The following is an 18,789-nucleotide window of genomic DNA, read 5'->3' as shown; positions in this document are numbered from 1 at the left end:
GATCGGGCGGGTTTGACCTCCGGCCACCGGGGAACGCGAAACGGACAGGCTCGGCAGGCGGAGGTCGGTGTGCTCGGTGGGTTGTTCGCGGTCACGAAGGCGGGGATGACGCTGGCCTTGGCCGGCCCGCTCCTCCTCACCCGCCAGGCGAAACAGGTGCTCGGCCCGCTCGCCGGCGACCTGGTCGCGGGCGCCGCCGGGACCGCGGCCGAAGCGACCCGGACGAGCAGCCGCACCGCCGTGCGCGCCGCGCGGGTCGTGCGCAACGCGGCGGGTCCGCGGTCCGCCGTCTGGCGCGCGGGACGCCGGCTGCACGTCCCCCTGCGCCCCACCGGAGACCGTCCGGACGGCTCCGCGTTCGCTGCCGAGCTGGCTGGGCACACCGACGTCGCCGGCGCCTACTGGGACGGCGGGCTCGGCAGCGTGGTCCTCCACCTCGCCGAAGAGGCCGCCGCCGACCGCGTTCTCGACTGGATCGCCGATCGCTGCGGGCGGCACGGGCTGACGGCGGCCGAGCCCGGTGACTCCGCCCCCGCCCACCCCGGCGACACCTACGGCGTGCGGACCGCCGCCCTCGCCCTGGCGATGGACGTCGCCGGGCTCGCCGTTTCGGTCGGCACCCGGACGACGCGGCTGCACCCGGCCGTGCGCGCCGCCGTGTCGGCGGCCCGGGAACACCCGGCCGTCCGTGCCGCGCTCGACGAGCAGTTCGGCTGGTACACGGCCGAGCTGGCGCGCGCGGGCGTGTCCGCGGCGGTGCGCGGGCTGAGCCAGGACCCCCTCGAACTGCTGCTGGACGCCGTCCTGCGAACCGGCCAGCTCACCGAGGTGATCGCCCGGCTCACCGCGTTCGACGCCCACCACGACGACCTCTGCTCGCCGGAGCGGCCCAGCCTCGGCGTGACCCCGGCGGAGCGCCGGGTCCGCATCCCCATGGAGGACTACGCCCGCAACGCCGTCGGCGGCGGCCTGCTCGCCGCCCTCGCCGACCTGCTGGTGCGCCGCAACGCGCGCGAAGCCGCCGAAGCGTTCCTCGCGGCGTCGCCGATGCCAGCCCGGTATGCCGACACCGCCTTCCACACCGCGATGGGGACCGCGTTCGCCCGTGAAGGCGTGCTCGTCCGCGACCCGGACCGGCTCAAGGCATTGGACACTGTGGACACCGTCGTGCTGCACGCCGACGCGCTGCACGGCCCGGACGGCCTCGACCCGCACGCCGAAGCCGTGCTGGACGCGGCCCGCCGGGCCGAGGCACGGGTGGTCATCGCCGGGGCCGGCGCCCGCGAGCGGCTCGGCGAGTTCAGCTCGCTCGCCGACGACGTCGCCGAGGAATCGTTCTCCGGGCTGGTGACGCGGCTGCAGGACGACGGCCGGGTCGTGCTCACCGTCGGGCGGCCGCCGGCGGCGTGCGCGCCGAACTGCGACGAGGTGGCGGGCCTGCTCGCCGGGGACCTCTGCGTCGCCCTCGCCGACCGCGGCGCCCCGGTGCTCTGGGGCGCCGACCTCGTCGTCCGGCCGGGGCTGACCGGCGTGTGGCGGGTGCTGCGGGCGGCCGCGGCCGCGCGGGTGAACAGCAAGCGGGCGACCCGGGTGGCGACCGCGGGCGGCTTGATCGGCGGCCTGCTGCTGATGTCCCGCCGCCGCCGGACGCTGGTGCCGGTCGTGCCGCGGCTGGACCCGGTGCTGCTCGGCGGGCTGACCGGCCTGACGATGGGCACGCTCGCCGCGGTGCGGGTGGCCGCCGCCCGGCCCCCGGCCGGCCGCACCCGGATCGCCTGGCACGAACTGACCGGCGAGGAGGTCCTCCAGCGGCTTGCGGACGCCCGAGCCGAGCCGACGAACTGGGAGCTGACGACCCGGCGGGTGCGGGCGGCCGCCGGGGCGGTGGCCCGGCACCCGGCCGCGGCGCCGGTCCGGTTCGGGACCGGCCTCGCCGCCGACGTCGTCGCCGAGCTGAACGACCCGCTGACCCCGGTGCTGGCCCTCGGCGCGGTCGCGTCCGCGGTGGTCGGCTCGCCGGTGGACGCGCTGCTGGTGGCCGCGGCCATGGGCCTGAACGCCGTCGTCGGCGGGGCCCAGCAGTTCCGCGGCCGCCGGGCGCTGGCGAAACTGCGGGACGACGAGCGGCAGCGGGCGCGGCGGGCAGGCGGCGAGGTCGTCGACGCGCGGGCGATCGAACCCGGCGACCGGATCGAGCTGCGGGTCGGCGACGTCGTCCCGGCCGACGCCCGGTTGCTGACCGCGGGCGACCTCGAAGTCGACGAATCCGCGCTGACCGGCGAGTCGCTGCCGGTCGCCAAGCAGCTCGACCCGGTGCCGGGCGCCCCGATGGCCGAGCGCAGCTGCCTGGTCTTCGCCGGCACCACGGTGGTCAGCGGCGAAGCCACCGCGGTGGTCGTCGCGGTCGGCTCGGAGACGGTGGCCGGCCGGGCGGTCGAGCTGGCCACCCGCACCGCCGCCGCGGTCGGCATCCAGGCGCGGCTGCAGGACCTCACCCGCCGCGCCCTGCCGCTGACCATGCTCGGCGGCGCGCTCGTCACCGGCCTTTCGGCGATCCGCGGCCGTCCGCTGCGCCGCGCGCTGGCCGGCGGGGTCGCCATCGCCGTCGCCGCGGTGCCCGAAGGACTGCCGCTCGTGGCCAGCGTCGCGCAGCGGGCGGCGGCCCGCCGGCTGTCCGCGCGTGGCATCCTCGTCCGGGCGCCGCGGGCACTGGAAGCGTTGGGGCGCTTGGACGTCGTGTGTTTCGACAAGACCGGCACCCTGACCGAGAACAAGCTGCGCGTGGTGACGACGACCGGGCCCGGCGGGGAGGCGCGCGAGCCGGGGCCCGAGGACGTCGTGGTGCGGGCCGCCGCACGGGCGTGCCCGGGCATGCTCGACGATCCCCACGTGCGAGCCCACGCGACCGACCACGCCGTGCTCGAGGCCGCCGGCCCGGACGAGGGCTGGACCGAGCTCGCCGGGCAGCCGTTCGAGGCGAACCGCGGGTACTCGGCCACGATCGGCCGGGAGGGGGACGGCGAGGTGACGCTGCTCGTCAAGGGCGCCCCGGAGGTCGTCCTGCCCGCCTGCACCGGCGCGGAGGAGCTCGCCCGCGCCGCGGAAGCGCTGGCGGACCAGGGGTTGCGCGTGCTCGCCGTGGCGTCCCGGAAGGCGCCGCCGTCGCTCGACGACGACGCGGAAGTGCTGGCGGACCTGGAGTTCCTCGGTTTCCTCGGGCTGGCCGACACGCTGCGGCCGACGGCCGGGCCGCTGATCGGCGGGCTGCGCGAGGCCGGCGTCTCACCCGTGATGCTCACCGGCGACCACCCGAACACCGCGCGGGCCATCGCGACGTCGCTCGGCTGGCCGTCCGACGCCCCGGTCGTCACCGGCGACGAGCTGGCCGCGCTCGATCGCGCCGGCCGGGCCCGGCTGCTGTCCGGCGCCGGCGTGATCGCCCGCGTCGCGCCGGAGCAGAAGCTGCAGGTGGTCGAGTGGTTGCGCGAGGCAGGGCGGGTGACGGCGATGGTCGGCGACGGCGCGAACGACGCGGCGGCCATCCGCGCCGCGGACGTCGGCATCGGCGTGCGCGCCCGGGCCTCGACCGCCGCCCGCACCGCGGCCGACGTCGCGCTGACCGACGAGGACCTGACCGTGCTGCTGGAGGCGGTCGCGGAGGGCCGCGCACTGTGGCGGAGCGTGTCGGACGCGGTGGTGATCCTGGTCGGCGGCAACGCGGGCGAGATCGGCTTCTCGGTGCTGGGCACCCTGCTGGCGGGCGACTCGCCGCTGGGCACCCGCCAGCTGCTGCTGGTCAACCTGCTGACGGACCTGTTCCCGGCGATGGCGGTGGCCGTGACGCGTCCGGACGACGACCGTGCGCCGGGCGGCCTCGGCCCGGGCCTGAACCGCGCGATCACCAGCCGCGGCGTGACGACGGGCGTCGGCGCGACGACGGCGTGGCTGATCGGCCGGTTCACCCCGGGAACGGAGCGCCGCACGAGCACGATGGCCCTGTGCGGCCTGGTCGGCACCCAGCTGGCCCAGACCCTGCGCGGCCGCCGCCGCAGCCCCCTGGTGGTCGGGACGGCGGTCGGGTCCGCCCTCGCGCTGGCGGCGATCGTGCAGACGCCGGGGGTGAGCCGGTTCTTCGGCTGCACCCCGCTCGGCCCGCTGGCCTGGGCCGGCGTCGGCGCGGGAGTCGCGACCGGGGCCTTGACGTCGTCGTTGCCGATCCTGCGCCGGGGGGCGGCGGTGTCCACAGTGGACACCACCGCCGGCCGCTGAGGTCAGGCGCCGTCCACCGACCCCGGCGGCAGGAAGTCGACGTCGTGCAGGGCCGACAGCCGGACCACCTCGGCCGGGTCGCTCAGGTCGTGCAGCCGGTCGAACAGCTGCGCCAGCCGCCCGGCCGGGCTCACCCAGAACAGCGCGCGGGTGAGGGCATCGCTGCGGTTGTAGTAGGCGTGCGGAAGGCCTTTCGGCATCCGCACGGTGTCCCCGGGGCCGGCGGTCGTCCATTCGCCGTCGAGGTAGAGGGTGAAGACGCCGTCCAGGACGTAGATGTGCTCGTCCTGGGTGGGGTGCACGTGCGGCGGTACGCCGGTCCCGGGCGGGTCGAGGGTTTCGAAGGCGAAGCTGGACGTACTGGCGGCCTTCATGGCGTAGGTGTGGCCGAGGACGTTCCACACCTTCCCTTCCCCGGCGGCGGTGATGCCCTTGGGCAAGGGGCCGAGCACGATCTCTTCTCCGGTCATGGCAGGTCACTTTCCGGTGTTCCGGCCGCGTTGTCCAGAACCTCGGCGGTGAACCCGGCTTCGGCGGCGAGGCGGACGAGGTCGGCGCCGTGGTCGGCGGGCAGGAGTACGAGCGGGTAGCAGTCGGACTCGATGTCGAACACGGCGAGGGCGGTTTCCGCGCGGTGCAGGCGGGTTCCGGCCTCCTCGAGGAAGTCGTAGGTCGGTAGCTCGCTCCCGGCCGGCGTCCAGACGTCATCGGCGATCGGTGCGGACCGCAGCCCCCGCAACCGGCCGGTGATTTCGTCCGGCGCCTCCTTCCAGTCGACCTCGGCGAGCAGCCCCTGATCGGCGAGGGCGTTGACGAGGGCGATCCACGGCAGCAGGTCGAAGGGCTCGTCGATCCCGCGCTCGTCGAGCCGGTCGGCGTGCGCCTGCAGGAAAGCCTCTTGATCGTCGTGGGCGGCCGCGGCGAGGGTGGCCACCTCCGGGGCGTCCGGCGCCAGCAGGGTGGCGACCGCGAGAAGCGCGTCACGTGCCGTCATCGATGTCCTCCGTGGGGCCGGCGTCCGACCGGCAGAGCATGGCAGATCATCCGGGCGGCCCGAACCTAACGGACCAGTGCCGCCAAGGCCTGGCGGAGATCGGCCGGGTGGCGGATCCATACGTCCACCGCCGGGCCGTCCGAGGACGTGAGCGTCAGGCACCCCTGGTCTCCCGGGCCCCACAAGGGAACCACCTCCGTCGTCCACGACCGGTCGAACGTCACCGGTCCCACGCCACGGTTGCGGTCCCCGGCCCTCGGCTTCCAGTGCAGCGAACCGTCCCGGAGGGACAGCCGGCCGAACAGCTCACCCACCTCGTCGGCGCGGCGGGCGTGGTGGCCGGGTGCCTTGGCGCCCAGGAGCAGTGCCGCCTGCACCGGCAGCTGGGCCGGCCACGACGGCGTCTGGCCCGTCGCCCGCCGTCGGCGCTCGGCCCGCGCGTCGCGCCACATGATCCACCGGAGCACCACGGCCAGCAGCACGAGCACGCCGAGCGGGGTGGCCACCGCCGGGAGCCAGCCGGTCTTGAGGCCCAGCACCGCCGTCAGCGCCACCAGGTACCCGACGCCGAGCAGCGTCCGGGTGCGCCGGCGACGTTCCCGGTCCCGGCCGTATCCGGTCATGCCCACGTCCATTCGCGTTGCGTCGGCAGGCGATCGCCCGCCCGCCGTACGGAGAATACGTGCGCGGCGAACCGTTTCCTCAGTGCGCGCGGGCGCGCAGGTGCGCGCGTTCGCCGTGCCGGCCGAACAGGATCAGCAGCTCCACCGGCTTCCCGTCGGCGCTGCCGAGCCAGTGCGGGATCGTCGTGTCGAACTCCGCCGCCTCGCCCGGCGGCAGGACCAGGTCGTGCTCGCCGAGGACCAGCCGCAGCTGCCCGTGGAGCACGTACAGCCATTCGTGCCCCTCGTGGGTCTGGTGGTCCGGCTCCGGCGGCCGGTCCGCGCTCGGGATGATCATCTTGTAGGCCTGCATGCCGCCGGGCCACCGCGACAGCGGCACGAACGTCATGCCGTACCGGTGGATCGGGGTCAGGTGGATCCGGGGGTCGCCGGTGCGGGGCGCGCCGACGAGGTCGTCGAGCGGGACGTCGTAGGCGCGCGCCAGCGGCAGCAGCAATTCCAAGCTGGCCCGCCGCTGCCCGCTTTCCAGCCGCGACAGCGTGCTCTCCGAGACGCCGGTGGCGGCCGAGACGTCCGCCAGGGTCAGCTCGCGGTGCCGCCGCAGCGCCCGCAGCCGGGGGCCGACGGCGTGCAGGACGTCCTCGAAGTCGTCGCTCACCCGGCCATCTTGCCGGAACCGCAAGAAAGCGTGCCGGAACCGCCAGGGGCCGGTCAGGGTGGGGCCATGACACCGACCACCGAAGCGTCCCGGTTCTGGGACGGCCACTACGCGGCCCACTTCCCCGGCGGCGTGCCGCGGCCCAACGTCCGGCTCACCGAGGTCGTGCCCCCGCTGTCCCCCGGCCGGGCCCTCGACCTCGGGGCGGGTGCCGGCGGGGACGCGCTCTGGCTGGCCCGGCGCGGCTGGCGCGTCACCGCGGCCGACATCTCCGCCGTCGCCCTCGCCCACCTGGACCGCCTCGCCGGGGAATTCGGGCTCGCGGACCGGATCACCACCGAGCGGCACGACCTGGCCGCGACCTTCCCGGCGGGCCCGTTCGACCTCGTTTCCGCGCACTACCTGCACACGTCGTTCCCGCTGCCCCGCAACCAGGTGCTGCGGCGGGCGGCGGAAGCCCTCTCCCCCGGCGGCCGGCTGCTGGTCGTCGAGCACGGCTCGGTCGCGCCGTGGTCGTGGAACCAGGACCCGGCCGCTCTTCCCGCGTTGGCGGTGCCGCCACTCGACCCCGCGGAGTGGACCGTCGAGCGCGCCGACACCCTGGCCCGCCGCGCCACCGGACCCGGCGGGCGGACCGCCGACGTCGTCGACCACCTGCTGCTCGTCCGCCGCACCGCCGGAAAGGACCCCCGATGACCCGGACCCCACGGCGGGACACCCCGCCCCCGCGCACCGGACCGGCCGAGAAGGACGTGCTGCGCGGCTTCCTCGACCACCTGCGGGCCGCGATCGTCGCGAAGGCCGAGGACGTGCCGGAACCGCAGGTCCGGACGCCCGGAGCCCCGTCGGGCACCTCGCTGCTGGGCTTGGTCCGGCACCTGGCCCACGTCGAGCGGTTCACCTTCCTCGGCGAGGACGTCGCCGACTGGCCCGGCACGTTCCGGCCGCGGCCGGACGAGACGGTCGCCTCGGTCGTGGCGGACTACCGCGCCGCGTGCTCGCAGGCGAACGCGGTCATGGACGCCTGCACCGACCTGACCCGGCCGGTGGCCCGCCCCGGCCGTGCCGCGCCGTCGATGCGCTGGGCCCTGGTCCACCTGATCGAGGAGACCGGCCGCCACGCCGGGCACGCCGACATCCTCCGCGAGCTGATCGACGGCAGCACCGGCCGGTGACGTGCCGCTCGTCGTGCTCGCCACTCCGATGTGGACGGTCAGCTGTTCCACATCCGGGCGGTCAGCCGGAGGAACTCACGACCGTCGCCGACGCTCAGTGCCGCGCGGCGATCCGGGTAGACGTCCAGCACGCGGTCCACCCCGGTCAGCCGCAACGCGCGGCTCACCAGGGGGTTGCCGCCGGTGACGACGCGGAGCCGGGCGTTCTGGGCGGCGGCGTGGTCGGTCACCGCGCTCAGCGCGCGGACGCCCGCCGCGCCCAGGAAGTGCAGTTGCGCCAAGTCCAGCACGATCACCCGCGGTTCCGGGCTGCTCGCCAGCGCCGCGGCGACCGCCCCGACGACGACCAGCACCGTGCCGGCGTCGAGCTCGCCGGACAAGGTCAGGAGCACCGGCTCGCCGTGCGAGCACGAAACCCGCAACCGCCCCGCCGGGGACCCGAAGGACGCCACGCGAAAACACCCCATCCACCACGAGACCGGCACGAACAGGCATTGCGGCTCCTGCACGACCCGCTCGCGCGTCAGGCTAATAACCGTCTCCGGCTGATCACAAGGTGTGACCACCCGAGTCGACCCGATCGTGTTTCACCAGGGGAAGACGGGGGAAGTCACGCGGGGCGATCTGCTCTCAAGGAGGTTGTCATGGCGGCAACACCCGATCCGGCGTCCGCCGGGGTGCGCACGCTCATCCCGGCCCGCATCGACCGGTTGCCCTGGTCCCCGTTCCACACGCGGATGGTGGTCGCCCTCGGGGTGGCCTGGATCCTCGACGGCCTCGAGATCACGGTGGCCAGCGCCGTCGCCGACACGCTCACCAAGCCCGAGACGCTGCACATGTCGTCGGCGGCCGTCGGGCTGCTGGCGACGATCTACCTGGCCGGCGAAGTGGTCGGGGCGCTGTTCTTCGGCAGTCTCTCGGACAAGCTCGGCCGGCGGAACCTGTTCATGCTGACGCTGGCCGTCTACCTCGTCGGCAGCGGCCTGACCGCGCTGACCCTGGGCAACGGCGCGGGCTGGGTCATCTTCCTGTACGCCACCCGGTTCATCGCCGGCATGGGCATCGGCGGCGAGTACGCGGCCATCAACTCCGCGATCGACGAGCTGATCCCCGCCCGCTACCGGGGCCGGGTGGACATCGCCGTCAACGGCACCTACTGGGCCGGCGCCGTGCTGGGCACGATCGGCACCTACATCCTGCTCAACCGGATGGACCTGTCCCTGGGCTGGCGGCTGGGCTTCCTCATCGGACCGGTGCTCGGCCTGGTGATCCTGCTGGTGCGGCGGCACCTGCCGGAGAGCCCGCGGTGGCAGATCATGCACGGCAAGGCCGACGCGGCCGAGCAGTCGATCAAGCAGATCGAGGAGGAGGTCGAGCACGGCGGCCGCAGCCTGCCGCCGGTCGACGAGAAGAAGGCGATCGAGGTGACGCCGGCCGAGCAGATCGGGTACGTCGCGCTGGCCAGGGTGCTGTTCCGCGAATACCCGTCGCGGGCGGTGCTGGGTGCGTCGCTGATGATCAGCCAGTCATTCCTCTACAACGCGATCTTCTTCACCTACACGCTGGTGCTCGGCAAGTTCTACGGCGTCTCATCCGAGGCGACGCCGATCTACCTGATCGCGTTCGCGGTGGGCAACCTGGTCGGCCCGTTCACGATCGGCCACCTGTTCGACACCCTCGGACGGCGCAAGATGATCTCCGGGACGTACGTCGTGTCGGGCGTCCTGCTGGCGATCACCGCGGTGCTGTTCTACGCGGGCGCGCTCAACGCGATCACCCAGACGATCGCGTGGTGCGTCATCTTCTTCTTCGCCTCCGCGGGCGCGAGCGCGGGTTACCTGACAGTGAGCGAGATCTTCCCCCTGGAGGTCCGGGCCAAGGCGATCGCGGTGTTCTTCGCCATCGCGCAGTGCTTCGGCGCACTCGGCCCGGTGATCTACGGCGCGCTGATCGGCACGGGTGAGCACCCGGTCCGCCTGTTCATCGGCTACCTGCTGGGCGCGGCGGTGATGATCGCGGGCGGCCTGATCGCCCGGTTCCTGGCCGTGGACGCGGAAGGCAAGTCCCTGGAGGACATCGCCCAGCCGCTGGCGGCCTCCGGACGCCGGGGCCGCACCCGCGCGGAAGGGGCGTCCTCGCCCTTCTCGACCTGACGGGACACCCGGCCCGAACGTCGCGAATGACTCATTCGGGACCTCCGACGTCCCGAATGAGTCATTCGCGGCATCGGCGGCGGGCGTCCGGGACCCGACCGGTTTAGGCTCGGCAAAGCCCGGGTAGTCGCCCCAGCGGGAACGTCGCGGTCGGGAGGTGGGCGTGGGACCACGGAAGTGGCTGGAGTCCTGGCCCGTCTACCGCCAGCTGACCGGCCCCGACCCGCTCGGCCGGGGCAAGGCCGCCGAGTCCCCGCACTCCGAAGCCCTCGCCTCGCGCACGACGAGCGCCGACCGGGTCGCCAAGTCCGTCTGCCCCTATTGCGCCGTCGGCTGCGGGCAGCAGGTCTTCGTCAAGGACGAGAAGGTCGTCCAGATCGAAGGCGACCCGCACAGTCCCATCTCGCGCGGCCGGCTCTGCCCCAAGGGGTCGGCCAGCAAGCAGCTGGTCACCGGCCCGCAGCGGGAACAGAAGGTCCGCTACCGCGCGCCCTACGCCACCGAGTGGACCGAGCTCGACCTCGGCACGGCCATGGAGATGGTCGCCGATCGCGTGCTCGACGCCCGCCGCAAAGGCTGGCAGGACACCGACGAGCGCGGGAAGCCGCTGCGCCGGACCATGGGCCTCGCCAGCCTCGGCGGGGCCACCCTCGACAACGAAGAGAACTACCTGATCAAGAAGCTCTTCACCGCCCTCGGCGCGATCCAGATCGAGAACCAGGCCCGGATTTGACACTCCGCCACGGTTCCCGGTCTGGGGACCTCCTTCGGTCGCGGTGGCGCGACGGACTACCAGCAGGACCTGCAGAAGTCCGACTGCGTCGTGATCATGGGCTCGAACATGGCCGAGGCGCACCCGGTGGGGTTCCAGTGGGTGATGGAGGCGAAGGCCCGCGGGGCCGAGGTGTTCCACATCGACCCGCGCTTCACCCGCACGAGCGCGCTGGCCGACGCCCACGTCCCGCTGCGGGCCGGTACCGACATCGCGTTCCTCGGCGGGGTGATCAACCACATCCTGAGCAACGACCTGGACTTCCGCGAGTACGTGGTCGCCTACACCAACGCCTCCTTCCTGGTGTCCGAGGACTACCGCGACACCGAGGACCTCGACGGCCTGTTCAGCGGCTACGACGAGGCCAAGGCCGCCTACGACCCGGCGACCTGGCACTACGAGGGCGTCCGGCCGAAGGAGACCTCGCACGGCAAGGAGACGTCGGCGTCCGACCAGCACGGCTCGGGCGGCCCGGTGCTCGAAGGCGGCAGCGACGAGATCGCCGCCGACCCGACGCTGCAGCACCCGCGCTGCGTGTTCCAGATCCTCAAGCGCCACTTCGCCCGCTACACCCCGGAGATGGTCGAGGCCACCTGCGGGACGCCGAAGGAGCTCTTCCAGCGGGTGTGTGACGCCTGGACGCGCAACTCCGGCCGCGAACGCACCGCCGCGCTCGTCTACAGCGTCGGCTGGACGCAGCACAGCGTCGGCGCCCAGTACATCCGGGCCGGCTCGATCATCCAGCTCCTGCTCGGCAACATCGGCCGCCCCGGCGGTGGGGTGTTCGCGCTGCGCGGGCACGCCAGCATCCAGGGCTCGACCGACATCCCGACGCTGTTCAACCTGCTGCCGGGCTACCTGCCGATGCCGACACCCGAACAGGCCACGCTGAACGACTACCTCGACAGCGTCCGCGGCGACAAGCAGAAGGGCTTCTGGCGCAACGCCGACGCCTACACCGTGTCGCTGCTCAAGGAGTACTGGGGCGAAAAAGCCACTCCGGACAACGACTTCTGCTACGACTACCTGCCACGGATCAACGGCGACCACGGCACCTACCGCACGGTCATGGACATGGTCGACGGCAAGGTCTCCGGCTACTTCCTGCTCGGGCAGAACCCCGCGGTCGGGTCGGCGCACGGGCGCCTGCAGCGGCTCGGCATGGCCAACCTCGACTGGGTCGTCGTCCGGGACCTGACGATGATCGAGAGCGCCACCTTCTGGAAGGACGCGCCGGAGATCGAGACCGGCGAGATCGTGCCGGAGCAGTGCCGCACCGAAGTGTTCTTCTTCCCGGCCGCCTCGCACGTCGAGAAGGAAGGGACGTTCACCCAGACCCAGCGCATGCTGCAGTGGCGGGAAAAGGCCGTCGAACCGGCCGAGGACCAGCGCTCGGAACTGTGGTTCTTCTACCACCTCGGGCGGCTGGTCCGGGAGCGGCTGGCGGGCTCGGAAGACGAACGCGACCGGCCGGTGCTCGACCTCGCCTGGGACTACGAAGCCCACGGCGGCGAACCGTCGGCCGAGGACGTGCTGCGGCGGATCAGCGGCCAGGACGTGACCACCGGCAAGCAGGTCGGCGGCTACCTCGAGCTCAAGGCCGACGGCAGCACCTCGTGCGGGTGCTGGATCTACAGCGGCGTCTACGCCGACGGCGTCAACCAGGCCGCCCGCCGCAAGTCCCGCTTCGAGCAGGACCTGTACGCGCGGGAGTGGGGCTGGGTGTGGCCGCTGAACCGGCGGGTGCTCTACAACCGCGCGTCCGCCGATCCGGACGGCCGCCCGTGGAGCGAGCGCAAGGCCCTCGTGTGGTGGGACGCCGAGCGCGGCGAGTGGACCGGCCACGACGTCCCCGACTTCGAGAAGACCAAGCCACCGGACCACGTCCCGCCGCCGGACGCCGTGGGGCCGGCCGCCCTGCGCGGCGACGACCCGTTCGTCATGCAGTCGGACGGCAAGGCGTGGCTGTTCGCGCCGTCGGGATTGGCCGACGGCCCGCTGCCGACGCACTACGAGCCGCACGAATCGCCGTTCCGGAACCCCTTCTACACGCAGCAGGGGAATCCGACGCGGAAGGTCTACGGCCGCCGGGACAACCCGTCGCACCCGTCGCCGCCCGAGGCCGGGGGCGAGGTGTTCCCGTTCGTGTTCACCGCCGCGCGGCTGACCGAGCACCACACCGCGGGCGGGATGAGCCGCACGCTGCCGTACCTGTCGGAGCTGCAGCCGGACCTGTTCGTCGAGGTCTCCCCCGAGCTCGCGAAGCTGCGCGGGCTTGCGCACCTGGGCTGGGCGCACGTCGTCACGGCGCGGGCGGCGGTCGAGGCGCGGGTGTTCGTGACCGACCGGATGGCGCCGCTGCGGGTGCAGGACCGGGTCGTGCACCAGGTGTGGATGCCCTACCACTGGGGCAGCTCGGGCCTGGTGTCCCGCGACGTCGTCAACGACCTGTTCGGCGTGGTGGTGGACCCGAACGTGTTCATCCAGGAGAGCAAGGTCGCCACCTGCGACGTCCAGCCGGGCCGGCGGCCGCGCGGCGCCGAGCTGCTGGCGCTGTTGGAGGAATACCGCACGCGGGCGGGCATCACGCCGGAGACGGGTACCCGGGTGGCGACCGCGCACGGCACCGAGCACGTCGAACCCGGCCACACGACGGAGGACCGACCATGACGACCGAGAACCGGCTCTCCGGGCCGCTGCCGGACGTCGCCGGCGAGGCCGGGCACACCGGGCACCCGCCGCGCGTCGGGTTCTTCACCGACACGTCGGTGTGCATCGGCTGCAAGGCCTGCGAAGTCGCCTGCAAGGAGTGGAACAACGTCCCCGAGGACGGGCTCGACCTGCTCGGGATGTCGTTCGACAACACCGGCGCCCTCGGCGCGAACTCCTGGCGGCACGTGGCCTTCATCGAGCAGCAGCGTCCGCTCGGCGGGCAGTCGCCGGGCCTCGAGGGGCTGCCGACCGGGCCGTCGGCGATCGACGTGACGACCGCGTTCGTCGCCGGCGAGCTGCGCGACGCCCCGCTCGGCACCGCTCCCGCCCCGCGGGCGCCGGAGGACCTCGGGATGCCGTCGTTCGACCTGCCCGGCGCGCGGACCGGCGCCGAGGGCCGGACGGACTTCCGCTGGCTGATGGCGTCGGACGTCTGCAAGCACTGCACCCACGCGGGTTGCCTCGACGTCTGCCCGACAGGAGCCCTGTTCCGCACCGAGTTCGGCACGGTGGTGGTGCAGCAGGACATCTGCAACGGCTGCGGTTACTGCGTTTCGGGCTGCCCGTACGGCGTGATCGACCGCCGCCCGGACGACGGCCGCGCCCAGAAGTGCACGCTCTGCTACGACCGCCTGCACGACGGCCTCGAGCCGGCCTGCGCCAAGGCCTGCCCGACCGACTCGATCCAGTTCGGCGAGCTCGACGAGCTGCGCGAGCGGGCCGCCCGCCGGGTTTCGGACCTGCACGCGCGGGGCGTGCCGGAAGCGCGCCTGTACGGGCACGACCCGGAGGACGGCGTCGGCGGCGCCGGCGCGTTCTTCCTGCTGCTGGACGAACCGGAGGTCTACGGGCTCCCGCCGGACCCGGTGGTGCCGACCCGCGAGCTGCCCGCGATGTGGAAGTACGCCGGGATGGCGGCCTCGGCCCTGCTGGCCGCCGCGGTGGCGTCGTTCGGTCCGTTCGGAAGGCGGCGCCGGTGACCCCACGCGACCCCCGCGGCGATGCCCGAGCCGCCGACACCCGCGCACCCGCGCCCGGCCACCGCGAACGCCGCGGCTCCGGCGAAGGGCCACCCACCGCCGCGGCAGCCACCTTCGAGAGGGGGCGCCGGTGACCCCACGCGAACCCCGCAGCGACGCCGGAGCCGCCGACACCCGCGCGCGCGTGTTCGGCGGCCGCCGCAAACGCGGCGGCTCCGGTGAAGAACTCATGGTTCCCCGCGCCGAATTCCGGTCCTACTACGGGCGGCCGGTGCTCAAGCCGCCCGTGTGGGAGTGGAAGGTTCCCGCCTACCTGTTCACCGGCGGGCTCGCCGCGGGCACCTCGCTGCTCGCCGCCGGGGCCGATCTCACCGGGCGGCCCGCGCTGCGCCGGGTGGGCCGGGCCGGGTCACTGGGCGCCCTGGTGGCCAGCGTCTACCTGCTGGTCGCCGACCTCGGGCGGCCGGCCCGCTTCCACCACATGCTGCGCGTCGCGAAACCGACGTCGCCGATGAGCGTCGGCACCTGGATCCTGAGTGCGTTCGGGCCCGGGATGGGCGTGGCCGCGGCCGCCGAAGTGGTGCCCTGGCGGCTGGTGGCCGCCGTGGCGCGGCCGGCCGGGCTCGTTTCGGCCGTGTTCGCTCCCGCCGTCGCCTCCTACACGGCGGTCCTGCTGTCCCAGACGGCGGTGCCGGCCTGGCACGAGGCCCACGCGGAACTGCCGTTCGTCTTCACCGGCTCGGCGGCGGCGAGTTCCGGCGGCTTCGCGATGGCGCTGGTCCCCGTCGAGGAGGCGGGCCCGGCGCGGGTGCTGGCGGCCATCGGTGCGGCGACCGAGCTGGTCGCCTCGAAGGTGCTGGAGAAGCGGCTCGGTCTCACCGCGGAGGCGTACACGACCGGCAAGGCCCACCGGCTGCGCAAGTGGTCGGAGCGCCTGACCGCGGCCGGGTTGCTCGGGGCGCTGGCCGGGCACCGCAGCCGGGCGGTCTCCGTGGCGGCCGGGGCGGCGCTGTTCGCCGGGAGCGCCCTGCAGCGCTTCGGGGTGTTCGAAGCGGGTGTGGCGTCCACAAAGGATCCTAAGTACGTCGTCGTGCCGCAGCGGCAGCGACGGCCGTGACCACCGCGATCACCGCCGCGGCGATCCCCGCGTAGCCGAAGGTCCAGCCGAGACCCGCGGCGTCGGCGATCGGCTGGGCGAGCAGCGGCGAGGCGAACTGGCCGAGGAACAACGCCGAGGTCAGCAGCCCGAGCGCCTTGGTGCGTGCGCCCGGCTCGACCGAGGCCACCACCCAGCCGTTGACCGTGGGGTTGAGCAAGCCGATTCCGAACCCGACGACGACCATGCCGAGCGCGGCGACACCGAGAGAGCCGGCCGAACCGAGCAGGACCAGCCCGGCGGCGAACGCCGCGAACACCGCGATCGCCAGCACCGGGAAGTCCCAGCGTGCCCGCAGCCGCCGGAAGTTCAGCCCCACCACGGTCATCACCAGGTTGACCGCGGCGATGAGCGCGCCGGCCACGGCCGGGCCCGCGCCACCCACGTGGTCCAGCCAGAACGGCGCCTGCGTCGGCACGGTGTAGAAGACCACGATCCCGAGGAACATCAGCGCACAACGGCCGAACAGCCGCGGCTGCCACGGCGACCCGGCCGGGACGTCTCCCCCCGTCTGGTGCCCCTCCGCTTCGGGGACGTACCGGAGCACGAGGACCACCAGCGGCACCGCGAGCAGGTAGACGGCGAACGGGCCGCGCCAGCTCACCGCGGCCAGCAGGCCGCCCAGCAGCAGCGCGACGACGCCGCCGAAGCCCATCGCCGCGCCCTGCAGCCCCAGCACCCGGCCGTGCTCGCCGGCGGAGTGGTGGTCGGCGAGCAGAGCGGTCGAGGTGGTCATCACGCCGGCGATCCCGACGCCGAGCAGGGCGCGCCCGGCAAGCAGCCAGGGCAGGGAGTCCAGGACCAGGCCGGAGCCGCCGCCGATGATGTAGAGCAGCAGGCACCCGGCGAGCACCGGGACGCGGCCGGTCCGGCCGCTGAGCCGCGCGAGCAGCGGCGCGGCGAGCACGATGGCCAGCCCGGGCAGGGTGAGCACCAAGCGGACCAGCAGCTGGGCGTGCGGTTCGGCGGCGAAGTGCCGTTCCATACCGGGCAGCGCGGGGGTGATGGTGGCGCTGGCCATGATGGTCATGGTGCTGACGCCGAGCAGCGTCATGAGCGCCGCTTTCGGCGGCCTCCGCACGTCGGCGAGTGTCGTCCCGGTCATGGTGGCGACGCTAGGACCTCCAGCATGGTCGAGGTCAAGCGGAGGCGGACGCGCTCCCCCGCAACCGGGGCAGCACCGCGAGCCAGTCCGAAGCCGCCTCGACGCTCTCGTGGATCGGCAGCAGCCGCTCGAGGCCCAGCGCCCGGATCGGCCGCAGCACCGCCCGCGCCCCGGTCGCGATCGCGAACGGCACGCCGCTCACGTGCGCCTCCGACGCCGCGACCAGCAGCTCCGTGATCCCTCCCGTGCCGCAGAACGAAACTTCCGACAGGTCCAGCACGAGCGCCCGCGGCGAGAGGTCGATCTCCTCGCCCAGCCGGGTGCGCAGACGGCTCAGCACCGGCAGGTCGATCTCGCCGCGGACCGCGACGGTCGTCGCCTCCGCCGTGGCCGTCACCCGCAAGGTCATCGCGGCCGGGACGTCGACGCGGAATTGCGGAGCGGCGATCTGGTCGAGCACAGGACCTCCCACGGACGGGGACGGACGCGCAGGGGGGCGGCTGCCGGCTGAACCGCGTTGCCCCACACCGTACGCCGTTGCGGCCGGGACTTCCGCGTCGGCGCCGAATTCGTCGAATGCGGACGCCGGCTCCCGAATTCCGGGAATGTCCCGCCGGTGATCCGGATAACGGTTCGGAGATCCAGCCGGTCCCGAACCCCACCGAACGCCCGTCTTCTGCTAAAAAGTGCATCGTTTCGTCGACCGACGCAGGGGTGTGGGTGGCTTTCGAGGAACAGCTCGTCAACGGGCGGTACCGGCTACTGGGGCACCTCGGCCGCGGCGCGATGAGCCTGGTGTGGCGGGCCAAGGACGAGCGCCTGGACCGCGTCGTGGCCGTCAAGCAGTTCCTGCACGAGCCGGGCGCGGGCGGCGACGTCTGCGAACGCGCGATCCGGGAGGCGCGGCTGGCGTCCCGGCTGCGGCACCCGCACGCCGTCGCGGTGTTCGACGTCTTCGAGGACGCCGGCTCGATGTACCTGGTCATGGAGTACGTGCCCGCGCGTTCGCTGACCGAGCTGCTCGTCGCGCGCGGGCCGCTGCCCCGGTGCGACGTGCTGCGGCTCGGGCGCCAGGTCGGCGCCGCGCTGGCCGCGGCCCACGGCGACTGGATCCTGCACCGGGACGTCACGCCGAACAACGTGCTCGTCACCGACGACGGCACCGCCCGGATCACCGACTTCGGCGTCTCCCGCGCGCTCGGCGAGCACCCGGCCGCCGACGAGGGTGTCGTCGTCGGCACGCTCCCCTACCTGGCTCCGGAAGTCGCCCGCGGCGGCGAAGCGGGCCTGCCGTCCGACGTCTACTCGCTCGGCGCCACGCTGTACACGGCGCTGGAGGGCACGCCGCCGTTCGGCACCAGCGACGACCCGATCACCCTGCTCCGGCGGATCACCGAGAACCAGCTCACCCCGCCGGTCCACGGCGGCCCGCTGACGGCCGTGCTGATGCGGATGCTCGAACGCGATCCCGCCGCCCGGCCGTCGATGCAGGAGGCGGTGGACCTGCTGGCCGCGGTCGGCAAGCCGGGCGCGGACGCCGCACCGCGCCGGTCGCGGTTCCGCCGCGTCGCCGTGACCGGGGCCGCCGCGTGCCTGACGTCGGTCAGCGTGGCCGCCGGCCTCGCCCTCGCCGACCGGCCCGCGACCACCACGGCGGCCCCCATCGAGCACCCGCCGGCGACGATCACCACCTCCCGCACCGTCAGCAGCACCACCACGGCACCCGCGCCGGCGTCGGCTCGCGTGTCCGACGGACCGGCGGGGCGTTCCACGCCGCCCGCACCGCTCGGCGCCACCGCCGGGTGCACCGCGCGCTACGAGATCACGAACGCCTGGCCGGGCGGTTACCAGGTGCAGGTGACCGTGCACAACGACCGGCCGAGGCGGCTCATCGCCTGGGCGGTGACCTGGGTCCAGCCCGGCAGCGCGAGCATCCGGGACCTCTGGAACGGCACCCTGACCCAGGTCGGCTCGGCGGTGACCGTCACCGACGCGGGCTGGAACGCCCTCGTCGAGCCGGACGGTTCGGCTTCGTTCGGGCTCAACCAGGACGTCACGCCCGGCCGCGCGGTCGTCCCGGCCCTCCCGGTCGTCAACTGCCGGTCGAACTGAGACCGTTATCGTTCCGTCACAACCGGATTGCCGATTCTTCCGTAGCGACCTCTTCCGTTTCCGGCATCCGGAACGAATAC

Annotated in this window: 15 protein-coding genes; 8 read left to right on the top strand and 7 right to left on the bottom strand. The window is 73.7% G+C overall.

The features are described from left to right. The first annotated feature begins 69 nt into the window (after positions 1-69). A complete protein-coding gene (locus tag H5965_RS44215; RefSeq protein ID WP_310977292.1) occupies positions 70-4,269 on the top strand; it encodes a cation-translocating P-type ATPase in 4,200 nt (1,399 codons plus the stop codon). A 2-nt stretch (positions 4,270-4,271) separates the two neighbouring features. On the opposite strand, the gene H5965_RS44210 is transcribed toward H5965_RS44215, so the two are convergent. The 4 genes from H5965_RS44210 to H5965_RS44195 form a co-directional block, all read right to left on the bottom strand. After that, entirely contained in the window at positions 4,272-4,739 is a 468-nt protein-coding gene (locus H5965_RS44210; RefSeq protein ID WP_310977291.1) for a cupin domain-containing protein, read from the bottom strand. Then, positions 4,736-5,263: a DUF6630 family protein gene (locus H5965_RS44205; RefSeq protein WP_310977290.1), complete on the bottom strand. Its 528-nt coding sequence runs from the start codon at positions 5,261-5,263 to the stop codon at positions 4,736-4,738. The genes H5965_RS44210 and H5965_RS44205 overlap by 4 nt, the downstream gene beginning before the upstream one ends. Positions 5,264-5,328: 65 nt before the next feature. Continuing rightward, positions 5,329-5,886, bottom strand: a complete 558-nt coding sequence (locus tag H5965_RS44200; protein ID WP_310977289.1) for a hypothetical protein — start codon at positions 5,884-5,886, stop codon at positions 5,329-5,331. A 79-nt stretch (positions 5,887-5,965) separates the two neighbouring features. Further along, positions 5,966-6,544, bottom strand: a complete 579-nt coding sequence (locus tag H5965_RS44195) for an XRE family transcriptional regulator (protein WP_310977288.1) — start codon at positions 6,542-6,544, stop codon at positions 5,966-5,968. 66 nt (positions 6,545-6,610) lie between these two features. Here H5965_RS44195 and H5965_RS44190 point away from each other — a divergent pair, with 66 nt between their 5' ends. Further along, positions 6,611-7,240, top strand: a complete 630-nt coding sequence (locus H5965_RS44190; RefSeq protein WP_310977287.1) for a class I SAM-dependent methyltransferase — start codon at positions 6,611-6,613, stop codon at positions 7,238-7,240. Beyond that, complete coding sequence (locus H5965_RS44185) at positions 7,237-7,719, top strand: DinB family protein (protein WP_310977286.1); 483 nt, start codon at positions 7,237-7,239, stop codon at positions 7,717-7,719. The genes H5965_RS44190 and H5965_RS44185 overlap by 4 nt, the downstream gene beginning before the upstream one ends. 38 nt (positions 7,720-7,757) lie before the next feature. Here H5965_RS44185 and H5965_RS44180 read toward each other — a convergent pair whose 3' ends face one another. Beyond that, on the bottom strand, positions 7,758-8,171 hold the full coding sequence (locus tag H5965_RS44180) for an STAS domain-containing protein (RefSeq protein ID WP_310977285.1): 414 nt from the start codon (positions 8,169-8,171) through the stop codon (positions 7,758-7,760). A 192-nt stretch (positions 8,172-8,363) separates the two neighbouring features. On the opposite strand from H5965_RS44180, the gene H5965_RS44175 reads away from it, so the two are divergent. The 4 genes from H5965_RS44175 (at position 8,364) to nrfD (ending at position 15,453) form a co-directional block, all read left to right on the top strand. Further along, entirely contained in the window at positions 8,364-9,872 is a 1,509-nt protein-coding gene (locus H5965_RS44175) for an MFS transporter (protein ID WP_310977284.1), read from the top strand. Between the two features lie 163 nt (positions 9,873-10,035). Continuing rightward, the gene (gene fdh / locus H5965_RS44170) at positions 10,036-13,314 is read left to right on the top strand and encodes a formate dehydrogenase (protein WP_310977283.1); all 3,279 of its coding nucleotides are present in this window, start codon (positions 10,036-10,038) and stop codon (positions 13,312-13,314) included. Then, on the top strand, positions 13,311-14,336 hold the full coding sequence (locus H5965_RS44165; protein ID WP_310977282.1) for a 4Fe-4S dicluster domain-containing protein: 1,026 nt from the start codon (positions 13,311-13,313) through the stop codon (positions 14,334-14,336). The genes fdh and H5965_RS44165 overlap by 4 nt, the downstream gene beginning before the upstream one ends. A gap of 130 nt (positions 14,337-14,466) precedes the next feature. After that, positions 14,467-15,453, top strand: a complete 987-nt coding sequence (nrfD, locus tag H5965_RS44160; protein WP_310977281.1) for an NrfD/PsrC family molybdoenzyme membrane anchor subunit — start codon at positions 14,467-14,469, stop codon at positions 15,451-15,453. On the opposite strand, the gene H5965_RS44155 is transcribed toward nrfD, so the two are convergent. Next, the gene (locus tag H5965_RS44155; protein ID WP_310977280.1) at positions 15,413-16,597 is read right to left on the bottom strand and encodes an MFS transporter; all 1,185 of its coding nucleotides are present in this window, start codon (positions 16,595-16,597) and stop codon (positions 15,413-15,415) included. The two genes, nrfD and H5965_RS44155, sit on opposite strands and share 41 nt — an antisense overlap. A gap of 34 nt (positions 16,598-16,631) precedes the next feature. Continuing rightward, positions 16,632-17,057: an STAS domain-containing protein gene (locus tag H5965_RS44150; RefSeq protein WP_310977279.1), complete on the bottom strand. Its 426-nt coding sequence runs from the start codon at positions 17,055-17,057 to the stop codon at positions 16,632-16,634. Positions 17,058-17,317: 260 nt separating this feature from the next. On the opposite strand from H5965_RS44150, the gene H5965_RS44145 reads away from it, so the two are divergent. Beyond that, entirely contained in the window at positions 17,318-18,709 is a 1,392-nt protein-coding gene (locus H5965_RS44145; protein ID WP_310977278.1) for a protein kinase domain-containing protein, read from the top strand. The last annotated feature ends 80 nt before the right edge of the window (positions 18,710-18,789 follow it).

It is taken from the genome of Amycolatopsis sp. 505 (assembly GCF_031625235.1).
Lineage (GTDB): Bacteria > Actinomycetota > Actinomycetes > Mycobacteriales > Pseudonocardiaceae > Amycolatopsis.
This window is presented reverse-complemented; position numbering and strand designations above follow the sequence as displayed.

Excerpts from the sequence above, each read along its gene's own strand:
- H5965_RS44200 (WP_310977289.1), bottom strand. The coding sequence starts at position 5,886 with ATGACCGGATACGGCCGGGACCGGGAACGTCGCCGGCGCACCCGGACG.
- H5965_RS44210 (WP_310977291.1), bottom strand. The coding sequence starts at position 4,739 with ATGACCGGAGAAGAGATCGTGCTCGGCCCCTTGCCCAAGGGCATCACC.
- H5965_RS44185 (WP_310977286.1), top strand. The coding sequence starts at position 7,237 with ATGACCCGGACCCCACGGCGGGACACCCCGCCCCCGCGCACCGGACCG.
- H5965_RS44155 (WP_310977280.1), bottom strand. The coding sequence starts at position 16,597 with ATGACCGGGACGACACTCGCCGACGTGCGGAGGCCGCCGAAAGCGGCG.
- H5965_RS44190 (WP_310977287.1), top strand. The coding sequence starts at position 6,611 with ATGACACCGACCACCGAAGCGTCCCGGTTCTGGGACGGCCACTACGCG.
- H5965_RS44175 (WP_310977284.1), top strand. The coding sequence starts at position 8,364 with ATGGCGGCAACACCCGATCCGGCGTCCGCCGGGGTGCGCACGCTCATC.
- H5965_RS44165 (WP_310977282.1), top strand. The coding sequence starts at position 13,311 with ATGACGACCGAGAACCGGCTCTCCGGGCCGCTGCCGGACGTCGCCGGC.
- H5965_RS44205 (WP_310977290.1), bottom strand. The coding sequence starts at position 5,263 with ATGACGGCACGTGACGCGCTTCTCGCGGTCGCCACCCTGCTGGCGCCG.